Origin of the sequence: Shewanella oncorhynchi, from assembly GCF_030848765.1 — a bacterium.
Classification (GTDB): Bacteria; Pseudomonadota; Gammaproteobacteria; order Enterobacterales; family Shewanellaceae; genus Shewanella; species Shewanella oncorhynchi.
In genome coordinates this window covers 1,176,637-1,191,213 of the sequence record NZ_CP132914.1, presented here as the reverse complement: position 1 = coordinate 1,191,213, position 14,577 = coordinate 1,176,637, and the positions used below count along the sequence as shown (strand labels likewise).

Annotated in this window: 15 protein-coding genes and 2 tRNA genes; 1 reads left to right on the top strand and 16 read right to left on the bottom strand. The window is 45.3% G+C overall.

The features are described from left to right. Nucleotides 1-6: 6 nt before the first annotated feature. From rimP to rlmE, 9 genes are all read right to left on the bottom strand, one after another. Nucleotides 7-462, bottom strand: a complete 456-nt coding sequence (rimP, locus tag RA178_RS05405) for a ribosome maturation factor RimP (RefSeq protein WP_006082718.1) — start codon at nt 460-462, stop codon at nt 7-9. Nucleotides 463-635: 173 nt separating this feature from the next. After that, a tRNA-Met gene (locus RA178_RS05400) sits at nt 636-712 on the bottom strand. A gap of 82 nt (nt 713-794) precedes the next feature. Beyond that, nucleotides 795-881, bottom strand: a tRNA-Leu gene (locus RA178_RS05395). 11 nt (nt 882-892) lie between these two features. Beyond that, nucleotides 893-1,228 (bottom strand): preprotein translocase subunit SecG, encoded by a 336-nt coding sequence (secG, locus tag RA178_RS05390; RefSeq protein ID WP_028761453.1) that lies wholly within the window; start codon nt 1,226-1,228, stop codon nt 893-895. 1 nt (nt 1,229) lies between these two features. Then, a complete protein-coding gene (gene tpiA, locus RA178_RS05385) occupies nt 1,230-2,012 on the bottom strand; it encodes a triose-phosphate isomerase (protein WP_006082720.1) in 783 nt (260 codons plus the stop codon). A gap of 194 nt (nt 2,013-2,206) precedes the next feature. Then, nucleotides 2,207-3,544 carry a phosphoglucosamine mutase gene (gene glmM, locus RA178_RS05380; protein ID WP_263172660.1) on the bottom strand — a complete coding sequence of 446 codons (1,338 nt, stop codon included), beginning with the start codon at nt 3,542-3,544 and terminating at the stop codon, nt 2,207-2,209. 80 nt (nt 3,545-3,624) lie between these two features. Further along, nucleotides 3,625-4,458 carry a dihydropteroate synthase gene (gene folP / locus RA178_RS05375; RefSeq protein ID WP_028761455.1) on the bottom strand — a complete coding sequence of 278 codons (834 nt, stop codon included), beginning with the start codon at nt 4,456-4,458 and terminating at the stop codon, nt 3,625-3,627. 212 nt (nt 4,459-4,670) lie between these two features. Continuing rightward, nucleotides 4,671-6,641 (bottom strand): ATP-dependent zinc metalloprotease FtsH, encoded by a 1,971-nt coding sequence (gene ftsH / locus RA178_RS05370; RefSeq protein ID WP_168822810.1) that lies wholly within the window; start codon nt 6,639-6,641, stop codon nt 4,671-4,673. A 29-nt stretch (nt 6,642-6,670) separates the two neighbouring features. After that, nucleotides 6,671-7,300 (bottom strand): 23S rRNA (uridine(2552)-2'-O)-methyltransferase RlmE, encoded by a 630-nt coding sequence (gene rlmE, locus RA178_RS05365; RefSeq protein ID WP_006082724.1) that lies wholly within the window; start codon nt 7,298-7,300, stop codon nt 6,671-6,673. Nucleotides 7,301-7,390: 90 nt separating this feature from the next. Between rlmE and yhbY the strand changes: the two genes are divergently transcribed. Then, the gene (gene yhbY / locus RA178_RS05360) at nt 7,391-7,690 is read left to right on the top strand and encodes a ribosome assembly RNA-binding protein YhbY (protein ID WP_006082725.1); all 300 of its coding nucleotides are present in this window, start codon (nt 7,391-7,393) and stop codon (nt 7,688-7,690) included. Between the two features lie 89 nt (nt 7,691-7,779). Here yhbY and secF read toward each other — a convergent pair whose 3' ends face one another. The 7 genes from secF to RA178_RS05325 all read right to left on the bottom strand — a co-directional run bounded on the left by secF (nt 7,780) and on the right by RA178_RS05325 (nt 14,502). Beyond that, entirely contained in the window at nt 7,780-8,682 is a 903-nt protein-coding gene (secF, locus tag RA178_RS05355) for a protein translocase subunit SecF (RefSeq protein WP_028761458.1), read from the bottom strand. Nucleotides 8,683-8,684: 2 nt separating this feature from the next. Next, nucleotides 8,685-10,499, bottom strand: coding sequence for a protein translocase subunit SecD (secD, locus tag RA178_RS05350; RefSeq protein WP_105251696.1), 1,815 nt, complete (start codon nt 10,497-10,499; stop codon nt 8,685-8,687). 226 nt (nt 10,500-10,725) lie between these two features. Continuing rightward, complete coding sequence (locus RA178_RS05345) at nt 10,726-11,328, bottom strand: hypothetical protein (protein ID WP_219251199.1); 603 nt, start codon at nt 11,326-11,328, stop codon at nt 10,726-10,728. A 398-nt stretch (nt 11,329-11,726) separates the two neighbouring features. Continuing rightward, nucleotides 11,727-12,203: a transcription elongation factor GreA gene (gene greA, locus RA178_RS05340; RefSeq protein ID WP_028761461.1), complete on the bottom strand. Its 477-nt coding sequence runs from the start codon at nt 12,201-12,203 to the stop codon at nt 11,727-11,729. Between the two features lie 299 nt (nt 12,204-12,502). Further along, nucleotides 12,503-13,321 carry a DUF4198 domain-containing protein gene (locus RA178_RS05335; protein WP_263191223.1) on the bottom strand — a complete coding sequence of 273 codons (819 nt, stop codon included), beginning with the start codon at nt 13,319-13,321 and terminating at the stop codon, nt 12,503-12,505. Nucleotides 13,322-13,376: 55 nt separating this feature from the next. Further along, nucleotides 13,377-13,889: a DUF2271 domain-containing protein gene (locus tag RA178_RS05330; protein WP_263185633.1), complete on the bottom strand. Its 513-nt coding sequence runs from the start codon at nt 13,887-13,889 to the stop codon at nt 13,377-13,379. A 16-nt stretch (nt 13,890-13,905) separates the two neighbouring features. Next, a complete protein-coding gene (locus RA178_RS05325) occupies nt 13,906-14,502 on the bottom strand; it encodes a PepSY-associated TM helix domain-containing protein (RefSeq protein ID WP_212599331.1) in 597 nt (198 codons plus the stop codon). Nucleotides 14,503-14,577: the final 75 nt, after the last annotated feature.

Below are 14,577 nucleotides of genomic sequence, written 5' to 3'. Positions count from 1 at the left end.
AAACCATCAAAACTTAGCGATTAAGTTGCCTTTGCGGATATTATCCAATGCGACAACTAACTCTTTACCATTCACTTTCAGCGAGAGCATTTGCCCGTCGACCGCAGTGATGGCGCCTTTTAAATTACGACTGCCGTCAACCGGCATAGTCAATTGAAGCTTTACATCCTCGCCTACATAGCCCGCGTACTGCTCAGCAGTAAATAAGGGTCTATCTACGCCTGGCGAAGAAACCTCTAGGGTATATTCTGTAGAAATAGGATCTTCAACATCGAGTACAGCACTGACTTGGCGACTTGCATTGGCACAATCTTCAATATTGATACCATTCTCACCATCAATGAACACTCGCAGTGTGGAATGCTTACCCGCTTGAACATATTCAATGCCCCACAGCTGAAAGCCTAATGCTTCCACAGGTACTTTGAGCATTTCTGCCAGTCTGAATTCTAACGTTGCCAAGATTGACCCCCGAAAAAACAAAAAAGGGCTTAATAGCCCTAGTACAACGCCACATACGAAGCATGCGACAAATTTAAAAGTCCCAGATAACAAAAAACCCCGTAATCACGAGGTCATTAATTTCAAGAACCTGTAAACCATAACGAATTCAAACACTATTCGTTACTAGGAGCTGGTTGCGGGGGCCGGATTTGAACCGACGACCTTCGGGTTATGAGCCCGACGAGCTACCATGCTGCTCCACCCCGCGTCAACTGTGTGCAAGTATATTGACTATCGTCATTTCTTGCAATAACTAAGAGAGAACTTATCTCGTCTATCTTAGTTATATTTGGTGCCGAGAGCGGGACTTGAACCCGCACGACCGTTAGGTCACAGCCACCTCAAGGCTGCGCGTCTACCAATTTCGCCACCTCGGCGACACCTTTTACTAGTCAGGAATTTTCGTTTCTGACTTTTGGGTTCCTTGCTCAACAGGTTGGGTAACCTGTTCAGTGTCTGAACCTAAATCTTTCCATGAATCTTCATTTTTTGCGTGATTTGCACTTAAGTTACCAATAAGCAGACTTAAAGTGAAAAACGCAATGGCAAGAATCGCCGTACTGCGTGTCAGGAAATTACCTGAACCGCTTGAACCAAAAAGAGTACCTGATGCACCGGCGCCAAAAGAGGCCCCCATGTCAGCTCCCTTACCTTGCTGAATTAATACTAAGCCTATTAGACCTAATGCAACCAACAAGTAAATAACTACTAGAACTTCATACATATTATGCGCTCATCGCTATGGTACACAGACTTAAAAACTCGCTAGAGTTTAAGCTAGCACCGCCAATCAGTCCACCATCAACATCAGGTTGGGCAAATAAATCTGCAGCATTACTCGGTGTCACACTACCACCGTAGAGAATCCTGATATTTTCTCCGATAAACGGAGACACTTCAGAGAGGCGTTTGCGAATAAACGCATGAACTTCTTGTGCCTGCTCTGGTGTAGCACTTTTACCTGTTCCTACAGCCCAAAGCGGCTCGTAGGCGATAATAGCGTTATCAAAAGCCATAGTGCCATTTTTCTGGATCACTATATCCAACTCTTCAGCAATCACCTCAAAGGTGCGTCTTGCTTCACGTGCCGGACCTGACTCACCCACACATAAAATTGGGGTTAAGCCATGCTTTTGTGCAGCGGCGAATTTCTCCGCTACGATATTACTCGTCTCTCCGTACATACGGCGACGTTCTGAATGCCCGATAATTACATATCGGCATCCTGAATCTTTGAGCATCTGACCTGAAACTTCTCCGGTATAAGCGCCAAAGTCATGTTGACTTAGGTTTTGTGCGCCCATCCTAACAAGTGAACCGTCTAACGCTTCCTTGTTTGCTTCTAGCAGTTGCCTAACGCTCTCTAGATAGATAGAAGGCGGGCATAAAACCACTTCAGCTGAATCATTTTGGAGCTTAGAGGCAAATTTTTTGAACAACTCTTGGGCTAATGCCGCACTGCCGTTCATCTTCCAATTGCCAGCTACCATAGGACGTCTGAGTGCCATCACTGTCTCCTCTGAAAGCGGCGTGAATAATAGCGAACCACTTATTAAGTTACAATAGCTAAATTCGAATTTTTTCAGATATCAGGTTGGAATGCTTATTTTTTACACGCCAAAGCTGTTTTCTGTTCATTTGTGCAGCTAACACCTTAATTTTAAATTGGTATCAGCCGCACTCATTACAAAATTAGCAAATATTAGCTTGCCGATTTTACCGCATCCGCAATCAAATTTGCGTGCGCCAATACTGCACTATGATCGTCACCTTCAACCATGACACGGATCAAAGGTTCAGTACCTGACTTACGTAATAATACTCGGCCACGCACGCCCAGTTGAGATTCAACCTGTGCCTGCGCCGCTTTAACTTTATCTGACTTAAGAGGGTCATGTTCGCCTTCAAAGCGCACATTGACTAACACCTGCGGCAACATTTCCATCGCAGAAGTCAGTTCTTCTAGCGTGGCATCCTGACGACGCATAGCCGCTAACACTAAAATCCCCGCAACTATGCCATCACCAGTTGTGCCGTGATCAAGATTGAGGATATGCCCTGAATTTTCACCGCCAATGCGCCAATCGAGTTCTTTAAGTAGTTCCATCACATAACGGTCGCCCACTTTCGAACGCGCAAAGGGGATGTCTAATGCTTGCAAGGCGAGATCAAGCCCAAGGTTTGACATTAACGTACCAACTACACCACCGCGTAATACGCCACGGGATTTCGCATCACAGGCCAGAATATATAAAATTTGATCGCCGTCGATCACTTCGCCTTTGCTGTTGACCATCATAATACGGTCACCGTCACCGTCGAGTGCAATACCTAAATCGGCACTTTCGGCTAGAACGGTTTCACAAATTTTACCCATGGACGTCGCGCCCACTTTATCATTGATGTTCATCCCGTTGGGTTTATCACCTATAGCAATCACCTCGGCACCTAACTCACGAAACACAGCTGGCGCTATGTGATAAGTTGCGCCATGGGCACAATCAACCACAATTTTTAGCCCAGTTAACGTGTGTTCTGCAGGAAAATTACCTTTGCAATACTCAATATAACGGCCACGGGCATCTTCAATACGCGATACCTTCCCCAATAGATGTGACTCAACACAAACGAGGGGCTTCTCAAGCTCTGCTTCAATTTCTAGCTCTAGGTTATCGTCTAACTTACTGCCGTCGGTGGAGAAAAACTTAATACCGTTATCATAATACGGATTGTGTGACGCGCTGATCACCACCCCAGCTTCGGCGCGAAACGTGCGCGTCAAATAGGCTACTGCTGGCGTTGGCATAGGTCCCATTAACATCACATTAAGGCCTGCAGCAGAAAGGCCAGCTTCTAATGCTGACTCAAACATATAGCCCGAAATACGGGTATCTTTCCCTATAATCACCTTTTTGGTACCACTGCGGGATAACACGCGCCCCGCCGCCCAACCTAACTTAAGCGCAAGCTCAGGCGTCATTTGACCTGAACCGACCTTTCCCCGAATACCGTCAGTTCCAAAAAATTTACGTTCTTTCATATCGCTCCACAAACTCAAATGTGTCCCAATGATTTGGGATCATAATATTAATTAAATGCTTAACGAGAGCATAACGATGCTTAAAAATACGCTTGTGTCGCTTGTAACACCTTGAGCATATCCACAGTTTCAGTAACATCATGCACACGAATGATATGAGCGCCCTTTTGGGCCGCTATCATAGCGCCAGCAAGGCTCCCAGCAAGACGTTCTGAGGTCGGTTTTGCTAAGAGGTTTCCTATCATGCTCTTACGAGACAATCCTATCAATATCGGTAAATCAAACTGGGCAAAACAGTCGAGCTTCGCCAGTAATTCATAGTTATGCTCTAAGCTTTTACCAAAACCAAATCCCGGATCGAGTATTAATAATTCACGGGGGATCCCTGCTCGCAAGCAAGCTTCAATCCGCTCAGTTAAAAAGGCAGAAACTTCTTCAATAACATTATGGTAAGTCGGTGCAAATTGCATGCTTTTGGGTTCACCTTGCATATGCATTAAGCATATGGGGACTTGCAACTCTGCAGCAGCTTCAAGCGCACCGGGTTCCATCAGGGCGCGCACATCGTTAATCAAATGCGCGCCCGCAGCAACAGCTTGACGCATGACTTCAGGCTTACTGGTATCAACCGAAATCCACACATCATGGTGCGCCGCAACATATTTCACTAACGGGATCACCCGCGCAAGTTCATCGGCTAAGCTCACCTCGGCAGCGCCAGGTCTTGTCGACTCACCGCCAATGTCTATCATTCCCGCGCCTTGAGCCACCATGTCATCTGCATGCTGACAGGCAAGCTCATAGGAAGAATATTGACCACCGTCGGAAAAAGAATCGGGAGTGACATTAAGAATCCCCATCACAATGGGTGAAGATAACGCGAGGCGTTTAGTGCCAGCAATCAGTTCAAACACGCATTTACTCCTGTAATACGAACACTTACGATTTTACTCACTGGCATAACTTGCGTCATTAATTTCAAGCCTTCATTTTCTATCCGAAATGACTAACTGTCAGAAGATAAATATCAATGGTGGCAGAGAGTATCAATGACAGCGCAGTCAAATTGCTAACAAGGTAAAACAAGAAAACCCCTTTACGGGGTTTTCTTTGGTTTCACAACACATTACTTAGCTGGAGATTCATCAGGATCTTTCAGTTCTGGCTCAGCAGGTGCAGTCACACTGTCTTCAGCTTTCGCTGCTGGTTCACCATGACCATTGCCTTTATCGTTAGAACCATTGTCATCCACTTGCCAATCAGCAGGCTGACGCACTTCACGGCGTTTCATTAAATCGTCAATTTGAAGTGAATCAATGGTTTCATACTTCATTAAGGCTTCTTTCATTGAGTGCAGAATATCGAGGTTATCCGTCAATATCTGTCTCGCTCTCGCGTAGTTTTTGTCGATAAAGACTTTTACTTCAGCATCGATAATGGTTGCAGTTTCATCGGACATCGCTTTAGCTTTACCCATGCTGCGACCTAAGAAGACTTCACCATCTTCTTCTGCATACAGCAATGGACCTAACTTATCCGAGAAGCCCCACTGAGTCACCATGTTACGCGCAATAGATGTCGCGTATTTGATGTCCTGTGATGCGCCAGTCGACACTTTCTCAGTACCGTAGATAAGCTCTTCTGCTAAACGACCACCGTAGGCGACCGAAATTTGGCTTTCTAACTTACGACGGCTCTGGCTCACTGAGTCAGCTTCGGGTAAGAAGAAAGTGACACCCAGCGCACGGCCGCGAGGAATGATAGTGACCTTGTGCACGGGATCGTGCTCTGGCACTAAACAACCCACAATCGCATGGCCCGCTTCATGGTAAGCAGTCATTTCTTTTTCTGCTTCAGACATCACCATAGAGCGGCGCTCAGCACCCATCATGATTTTATCTTTTGCACGCTCAAATTCTTCCATGCCTACAACTCGGCGATTTCCGCGAGCCGCAAACAGGGCAGCTTCGTTCACTAAGTTAGCTAAATCAGCACCCGAGAAACCTGGCGTACCACGGGCAATCACACTCGCCTTCACATCTTCAGAAAGCGGCACTTTACGCATATGCACTTTCAAAATCTGCTCACGACCACGCACGTCTGGTAAACCAACGACCACTTGACGGTCAAAACGACCCGGACGTAATAACGCAGAATCGAGTACGTCTGGACGGTTAGTTGCCGCGATAACAATAACGCCTTCATTACCTTCGAAGCCGTCCATCTCAACCAGCATTTGGTTCAGTGTTTGCTCACGTTCATCATGACCACCACCTAAACCCGCGCCACGTTGACGACCGACCGCATCGATTTCATCGATGAAGATAATACAAGGTGCCGACTTTTTCGCTTGTTCAAACATGTCACGCACACGGGATGCACCGACACCAACAAACATTTCCACGAAATCAGAACCTGAAATAGTGAAGAAAGGTACTTTAGATTCGCCCGCAATGGCTTTCGCCAGCAAGGTTTTACCTGTACCTGGAGGACCCACCATCAGTACGCCCGTTGGAATTCGGCCGCCCAATTTTTGGAATTTAGTTGGGTCACGCAGGTAATCAACCAGCTCTTTCACTTCTTCTTTTGCTTCATCACAACCAGCAACATCGGCAAAAGTAGTTTTAATCTGATCTTCGCTCATCAGCTTGGCTTTGCTCTTACCAAAGGACATAGCGCCTTTGCCACCGCCGCCTTGCATCTGGCGCATGAAGAAAATCCATACCCCGATAAGCAATAACATCGGGAACCAAGAGATGAAGATTTGGGTAAGGAACCCTGACTCTTCGGCTTCTTGGCCCTTCATAGTGATGCCTTTACGATCAAGATCATTAATTAAATCTTGGTCATATAACGGCATGATAGTAGTGAATTTTTCACCAGTTCGTTTAGCACCTTCAATAGTACGTTGGTCGCTCTTAACTTCAACAGTTGCGACCTGTCCATCACGGACATTATCTAAGAAGGTAGAATAATCCATCTTCTGCGATGACGAAGAAGAGGGGGAGTAACCCTGAAACACTGACATCAGCACAACGGCGATGACAACCCAGAGTATTAGATTTTTTGCCATGTCACTCAAATTACTAGACCTCATTAAGTCTTGCGATTATTAACGCTAGGTTACTACAACTTGTACCCTGTCGCCACAAGATAGACTTCGCGGGAACGAGCCCGTGAAGAGTCTGGTTTACGTGTTTTAACGACTTTAAACACTGCTTTTACCGCTTTCATGTATTCGTCAAAGCCCTCCCCCTGAAAGACTTTTACCGCAAAACAGCCATTAGGAGCCAATACTTGATGGCACATATCTAACGCCAATTCCACTAAATACATGGCACGGGGTTGATCAACACTATCTGAACCACTCATGTTGGGTGCCATATCAGACAACACAACGTCAACTTTAGCATCACCGACGCGAGTAAGTAATGCTTGAAGGACTTTATCTTCACGAAAATCCCCTTGCAAAAAATCGACGCCGACGATGGGATCCATAGGCAAAATGTCACAGGCGATGACTTTACCTCTATCTCCCGCTAATTTAACTGCCACTTGAGACCAACCTCCCGGAGCAGCACCGAGATCAACCACAGTCATGCCTGGGCGAATTAGTTGATCCTTTTGCTGGATCTCCTCAAGCTTAAACGCAGCGCGAGATCGCAAGCCCATTTTTTGGGCGAGTTTGACATAGTGATCATCAAAGTGTTCTAGCATCCAGCGATTAGAACTGGCCGTACGTTTTATACCTGACATTTAAAATCCGCAACAATTGAGAGTTACACAAAGGCTATATAAGGGTAGAATAGCCGTTTTTCAACAGTAACTCAGCAAAAGTTGGTAGAAATGAACTTAACAACCAAACAAAAACAGCATTTAAAAGGTCTAGCGCATCCGCTAAAGCCAGTGGTGCTGCTTGGTGCCAATGGATTGACTGAAGGTGTACTCGCTGAAATTGAAAGCGCACTCGCTTATCATGAACTGATTAAAGTGAAAGTAGCCTCTGCCGACAGAGAGCTAAAAAATGCCATCGTTGATGCCATAGTACGTGAAACTCAATCCGCAAAAGTGCAACTTATTGGTCATATTCTGGTGATTTATCGTCAATCACCAGAAATGAAAATTGCTTTGCCAAAGGCAAAGTAATTTTTCTTGATTTTATCGTGTTAACAAAAAGGCCATTCAATCGAGTGGCCTTTTTGTTTTCGCTGTTAATTTAAGCGATTAGCATAGCCCTAAGGTGTTTCAGAAATCACTTGTTCCTTATAATGCTCAGGCGTTAAGCCTAATAACTCAGGCAATGAGGTACCAACCGAAATCGAAGAGAATGTGCCAGTTAATATACCGATAAACATTGCAATCGAAAATCCTTCCAGCGGTCCACCGCCCATGATCCACAGCGCACCGACCGTCATTAAGGTTGTCCCTGATGTCACCATAGTGCGAGAAAACGTCGCCACAATTGCTTGGTTGTTAATGTCTTGAATCGCAAGCTTTGGCTTAGCAATCAATAATTCACGAATACGGTCAGCGATAATGATCGAATCGTTTAAGGAATAACCTAAAATCGCCAGCACAGCCGCAAGTATCGTTAAATTAAACTCCATCTGAGTCAACGCGAAAAATGCCAACACGAACACTACGTCATGCACTAACGCGAATAGGGCACCCGATGCGAGTCGCCATTCGAAGCGGTAACTTAAATAACCTAATATCGCCAGCATAGCGACTAACAACGCCAAACCGCCCTGCTCAGCCAATTCTTGACCAATCTGCGGCCCGACAACACTGCTGTTAAGCACTTGCACTTCAGAGTTAAGCGGCGCTAATACCTGCTGAATATCGATATTACCTTGCTCTGTATCGGCACTCTTTATATCGGAATAGCGCAACACCCAACGTCCCGGCTCACTGGCGGAGACTACACTCACCTCTTGCTGATAAGCGGCATTAAGTAAAGGTTGCAATTCACTGCTGGTAATTTTTCTATCGATCTGCACTTCGGTGACGACACCGCCAGTAAAATCTAAGCCCCAGTTAAAACCTTTCACGCCGATGATGGTTAATGACACTAGCATCAACAAAATTGAGATAGCACTCGAAACATAACGCCATTTAGTTAGATTAATATTTTTCATGATTATACCTTCACATGACGGCTAGCATCACGTCCATAAACTAAGTTGATCAAGGCCCTTGAAGCAAAGATACCGGTAAACATGCTGGTCAATAGACCTAGACCTAAGGTCAAGGCAAAACCTTGAATTGGACCATTACCTATGGAGTAAAGCACCACTGCAGTGATCATAGTGGTGAAGTTAGCGTCAAAAATAGTAGAAAACGCGCTATCAAAACCCGTATCAATTGCCAGCGCAAAACTGCGACCTTCCTTTAACTTATCTTTTATTCGCTCGAAAATCAGCACATTGGTATCGACAGCCATACCGACTGTTAACACCAAACCCGCAATACCAGGTAAGGTCAACACAGCGCCAGGGATAAGCGCCAGTAAACCAAACAGGATCACCATATTGGAGATCAGCGCTATATTCGCCACCCAGCCGAGACGGCGATACCAAAGCGCCATAAACAGCAAGGTAATCCCCATCCCTAAACCAAGGGCCGCAAAACCGTTTTCAATGTTTTCAGCACCCAGCGTCGGGCCAATAGTGCGCTCTTCAACAATAGTCACTGGCGCCGTCATAGAGCCAGCTCGCAGTAACAGAGCTAATTGTTGTGCTTCTTGATAGGAGCCTGCACCCGTAATGCGAAAACGGTCTCCAAGTTGGGATTGAATAGTCGCAACACTGATAATCTCTTGTGTTTGCTTTGCCTTACCTTGCTCATCACGGCTGTATTCGCTGTAAGACGTCGCCATAGGTTTGCCGATATTGGTACGGGAAAACTCAGACATTTTCTGCCCGCCCACACGGTCAAGGTTAATGTTCACCTCCGCCATGCCCATCTCACCTAAACTCGCCCTCGCATCGACAATATGATCGCCACCCAGCACTGGTGTGCGGCTCACATAAATAGGCTTACCAGACTTGTCATTGAGCACCATAGCATTAACGGAGCCAGACTCTTTAACCTCGAAAAAGGCCAGACTCGCCGTAGCACCGATAACGTTTTTAGCGGCTGCAGGATCTTGTACTCCAGGCAATTCAATCCGAATTCGATGCTCCCCTTGACGCTGCACTAAAGCTTCAGTGATACCGAGTTCTTCAATACGGCTGCGCATCACTTGTAAGTTTTGCTGCACTGTCAAATTACGCAGTTTCGTTTGCTCTTCTTGGCTCAACTTAATCAGTAAACCCGCGCCATCTGCATTGGATAGCTGCCAATTAGGATAGGACTCTTTCATCATTTGACGCACAGCAGCACGGGCGTCATTATCGGGCAACGTCATGTTTAACTGATGACTTTGGTCCAAATGCACGCTGGCACCACGAATTTTCTGCTCACGGATGAATTGACGTAGCGAATCAACAAGCGTCTCGGCCTGAGTTTGATAAACAGGATCAATATCAACATCGAGTAAGAACTGTACGCCACCGCGCAAGTCGAGCCCGAGTTTAATCGGCTGAAAGCCTAAGTTTTGTAACCAACTTGGCGCCGCACTGGCAAGGGATAAAGTCAATTCTTTTGGCTCTGCGACCATAGAAGAGACTAAAGTTTTGACTAAGGTTTGTTGGTTATCCGCATCGAGGACAATTAAGGTTTCACCATTTTTTTGGTCGATACGTTTTACCGTCACGCCTTCAGCTTGTAGCTTATCTCGAAGGGCAATAGGTGTGAGCGTTAACCCCGCCTTCGCGCCCACCTGCACCGCAGCATCCTCACCGTAAAATGTCGGCAAAGCACTGAATAGCATCACTATAATAGTGACAATAAGCACTAAGTATTTCCAAGCTGAATAGTGATTTAGCAGCCGTTGATTGGGTTTTCTTTCCATGGGATTAACTCGCTATTTAACGCTCAGCATTTGAATCAAATCGCTAAGCGAACATATTGATATCAGTCCGAAACACGTAATTGAGTCCCAGCGGCTAAGCTCGTAAGGCTCAAATCATCACTGCTTACTTAAGCAGCTATAAAAAGTTTCGGTGAGTACAAAAAGGCAACAGCATGAAAAATCGATAAGAGTAGGCTCCTATCAACGTCATGCCTAAATAGGCGAGCTAAGCGGCTTGTTGGCTAAATCGATATTGAAGATTTGAGACTTTCCAACCCGAAATTCGGGCGGGGGAAGAAACAGCAGAAAGCGTCCAATCTGATGTGATATCAAGATCAGTGGGTTCAACGACATTGGATGTCGGTTCGGCAGTAAAGTCTACAGCGAGTACATATACTGGCTTGACCTCACGCACATCGTGCTGGGCAAGACTGATAAATCGCGGCGAATTTATCGGGGCAAAATCTAAGTCATCAGAATGACTTAGATAGTCAGAGCTCGGACAAGGTGCTGGCTGTGATTCTGAGTCTGCACTGACTAGATCGGTATCATGACTATTCGGCGAGCCGCAGCTTTCAACGGTTTGCGCATCAGATTGGGCGATAACATCGGCATTGGGCAAGCTTTGAGGCTCAGCGCTTAGTTTTGTATGGGGAGTCGAGCTATCAAGACTCACAGTATGCATCTGAGCCGTTTGTTTCAGAGTAGTGTGTTTCTGACCCATATGCATCTGAACATAATGGCGAGTTGCATCACTGCGCTGTACTGAGGGTTTTGGCGCATAGCTAGCCGAGTGCGCAATCAACATGATCGCCACGCAAACTAACATCAATCCTGTACGCCAATGTTTGACCAAAGCGTGCCCTCTTATAAAACATTATCAAACTAAAGATGAACCTATTCACTGTTCGCTTTTGATGCTTAACTGTGGGTCCATAAAGTGAAACTCGCGCAAAAAAACAACATACACATTTCGCCAATGTTGATTTTGCTAGGATGGCAGCTTAGGTAAAAACCTACAAAGAGACAAATTAAACTTTGTCCATCTTACCCCGAATTCAACGCTGAAGCGCGGTCGATATCCTTGGCTAAAGCCCTAAATTCGAGCCCTAAATTCAAGCCGTAAACAAACTTAATTCGCGAATAACAAAAAACCGCCCTAGGACGGTTTTAGCGATATCGCATGAGTCACGCTCACGACACTATAAGTAAAGTATTATAAGCAGATTATAAATACTGTACTGAGATGATTTCGTAATCTGTCATACCACCTGGCGTAGTAATAGACACTTCATCACCTTCATTTTTGCCGACTAAACCGCGGGCTATTGGTGAATTCACTGAAATCAGGTTTTCTTTAATATTCGCTTCGTCATCGCCGACTATGCGATAAGTCACTTCAACATCGGTATCGAGATTTAAAATAGTCACAGTGGCGCCAAAAATGATACGACCGTTATTCACCATCTTAGTGACGTCGATAATTTGCGCGTTAGATAACTTCCCCTCAATATCACGGATACGTGCTTCACAAATACCTTGTTCCTCACGAGCCGCATGGTATTCCGCGTTTTCTTTCAAGTCACCTAACTCTCTCGCTGAAGCAATTGCTTCAGTGATTTTAGGGCGACGGTCAAACTTGAGAATATCTAACTCTTTACGCAGCTGCTCTGCACCGACAACTGTCATAGGAACCTTAGTCATAACTTCTTTCGTCTCCTTTAAAACAAAAGCAACCCGTGCCAACGCTAAGGTCAACACAGTCAAATGAGGGTGGAATTGCGCTATTCTAATCGTTATGCGCTTTTGATGCACCAAGAACTATGCATTGACGCAGCTTACCCAACCTTAAGCAGAGTTACCAGTAATCAAATTCAAATCTGTATACCTAAGGAAATTTCGCACACGTTTTAGTACGAAATGAATACAAAAATGCCCACTCGCCATTTAGACCGTGGGCATAAAGACTCAAAGCAAAAACCTCAAATTAGAGGTTAACTCACTTATTCAAGCCCAGCCTCAAAGGTCAAAAATATTTCGCTAACCGTTTTATCAGCAAGGGATTTATCTGAATTAGGGCGCTCAATTGCCGCATGTAAGAGATAACGTCCTGCTGAAGGTAAGATCATTGAAACTTTACCGTCTTTATCTGAGGTAAATTCGATTTCCTCTGGTTTGTTACGATATAAGCTACCGTCTTTCATAATGGCGACTTTAACGCCTTCAACGGGCTTACCATCGAAAACAAATTGCAGGGTAGCAGCTTCGTTCTCAACAATATCAGCAGGATGAGTCACAGGCACTAGTTCTAAATATTCCCCCTTAGGCTTTAACACTTCCTCAGTTGGCTTATTACGTGTGACATAGGTTTCAACCCGCGACACATTTAAAGAACTTTCAAGTTCATAGGCTCCCTTTGGCATAGCAGCAGTTGTGGCTTTTTTATCCATACGGCTGCGTACAACCCCTTCTTTTCCTTTAACTTTATATTGAGAAAAATAACGAGGTGAAACTTCTTTTTCAAACTTATAAGTGCCATCTTGCATCAGTTGCACATCAAACACCGACTTACGTCCGCCCGTGTAACTTGAGCTTGGAGACGTTGGTTTTCCATTTGGCTGTAACACACGCACATCACTGGCACTAAAAGGTTTATCCATCATAAACACTTGATTGCTGGCAGACACATCTGAAGTAATCCACACAATTTCTTCACTTTCAGCCGAAACGTTGAAGTGGCTAGGTAAAATCCATCTGTCGTGGCTACTTGCCAATGGGCTAATGCAAAGTGTGCTAAGTAATGCAATAAGACGTAATTTCATGCCTTTTCCTTAAGTTTAACAATTAATATACGGGCTAAATATTTAATGGATTGACTCAACGAGCCATGCCGCTTAAGCGTAAGTCGATAACGCCAGTTTCTGTCGTAGCGGGCAACTGCACAGAGAAATCTCCCGCAGCTAAATCGATATTTTGTCGTACAAGATCGCGACCACCGTGTTCACGCACCACTTCAATAAATACAGTGTAAGTGGCAGGTTCAAGCACTTTTCCCGCCTCATCTTTTAAATCCCAATCGATTTTGTAATGACCCGCGGGACGTGTCGCAGATGCAATACCGTCAACAAAGCTCATATCTTCGCGTCCGGCTTTACGCCACCAACGACGGATATCTTTCAACCATTTATGGCCTTCATCCCATACCCAAAGGCTTAAGGTTTTAACCGTTTGCCCCTTGGCATCCTCAACCCATACGGCCACATAGGGTCTGTGATATTGCCCTTCGGTAATTTCAGGCAAGGTTAAATCGACTGTCATTTTAGGCGTCGCAAACGCCACAGAACTGACAAACAAAGCACTCACCGCAATGGTGCGAATAAGATGACGCATACTCGGCCTATACTCCTTATGGAACAAAATAAACATACACAAGCCCGCAACTACTGCTGACGAGTACCATGTATAACAATGACTTTTTGAGGCGCTTGGTTTGAGGCAACAACAAATAAGCCCCAGTGAGCGAAAATAAAATGATAAGCACAGCGCTGAGATCGAGTATCCAAGCCCAAGCTGTGCCTGTGTTACGGCCCTTATGCAAATCATTCACTACGGCAACGACACCGTAATCTAAGGTTTCGACATAGGCTTGCCCGTCGAGTAAGTCCAAAGTCAGGCTGCGGTAAGTACCAGGTCCTTTGCTGACTAAACTAATTTCATCTTCATCGATATCGGCGCTCGCCATATCCATAGCCCATTCACTTTTCAACCAATGACCCGCAGCCAGACGCCATTGTGAGTCTTGGGCATTAACGGGTAACAAATAGGCAGGGATTGGCACTTGTTCCCGCTTAGGTTCCTGATCAGCTTGAGAAAACCAATTAGGATGATTTAACGTTATACCTGTCACCGCAAAAAACAGCATCAGCAACAATAAAGCCATAGACACATAAACATGAATAATGCGGGCAAAGGACAAAGATGACTTACTGACTCTTAATTTCAATGATGCACTCTCAAAAACAAACCAAAGAGAAATACCTCCAGAGTCTGCTTTCCCTATGCAGCTAAAGAGAGAAAT

Coding starts and splice junctions, on each gene's coding strand:
- secG (WP_028761453.1), bottom strand. CDS start 1,228: ATGTATGAAGTTCTAGTAGTTATTTACTTGTTGGTTGCATTAGGTCTA.
- tpiA (WP_006082720.1), bottom strand. CDS start 2,012: ATGGCACTCAGACGTCCTATGGTAGCTGGCAATTGGAAGATGAACGGC.
- glmM (WP_263172660.1), bottom strand. CDS start 3,544: ATGAAAGAACGTAAATTTTTTGGAACTGACGGTATTCGGGGAAAGGTC.
- ftsH (WP_168822810.1), bottom strand. CDS start 6,641: ATGAGGTCTAGTAATTTGAGTGACATGGCAAAAAATCTAATACTCTGG.
- rlmE (WP_006082724.1), bottom strand. CDS start 7,300: ATGTCAGGTATAAAACGTACGGCCAGTTCTAATCGCTGGATGCTAGAA.
- yhbY (WP_006082725.1), top strand. CDS start 7,391: ATGAACTTAACAACCAAACAAAAACAGCATTTAAAAGGTCTAGCGCAT.
- secF (WP_028761458.1), bottom strand. CDS start 8,682: ATGAAAAATATTAATCTAACTAAATGGCGTTATGTTTCGAGTGCTATC.
- secD (WP_105251696.1), bottom strand. CDS start 10,499: ATGGAAAGAAAACCCAATCAACGGCTGCTAAATCACTATTCAGCTTGG.
- RA178_RS05345 (WP_219251199.1), bottom strand. CDS start 11,328: ATGTTAGTTTGCGTGGCGATCATGTTGATTGCGCACTCGGCTAGCTAT.
- greA (WP_028761461.1), bottom strand. CDS start 12,203: ATGACTAAGGTTCCTATGACAGTTGTCGGTGCAGAGCAGCTGCGTAAA.
- RA178_RS05335 (WP_263191223.1), bottom strand. CDS start 13,321: ATGAAATTACGTCTTATTGCATTACTTAGCACACTTTGCATTAGCCCA.
- RA178_RS05330 (WP_263185633.1), bottom strand. CDS start 13,889: ATGCGTCATCTTATTCGCACCATTGCGGTGAGTGCTTTGTTTGTCAGT.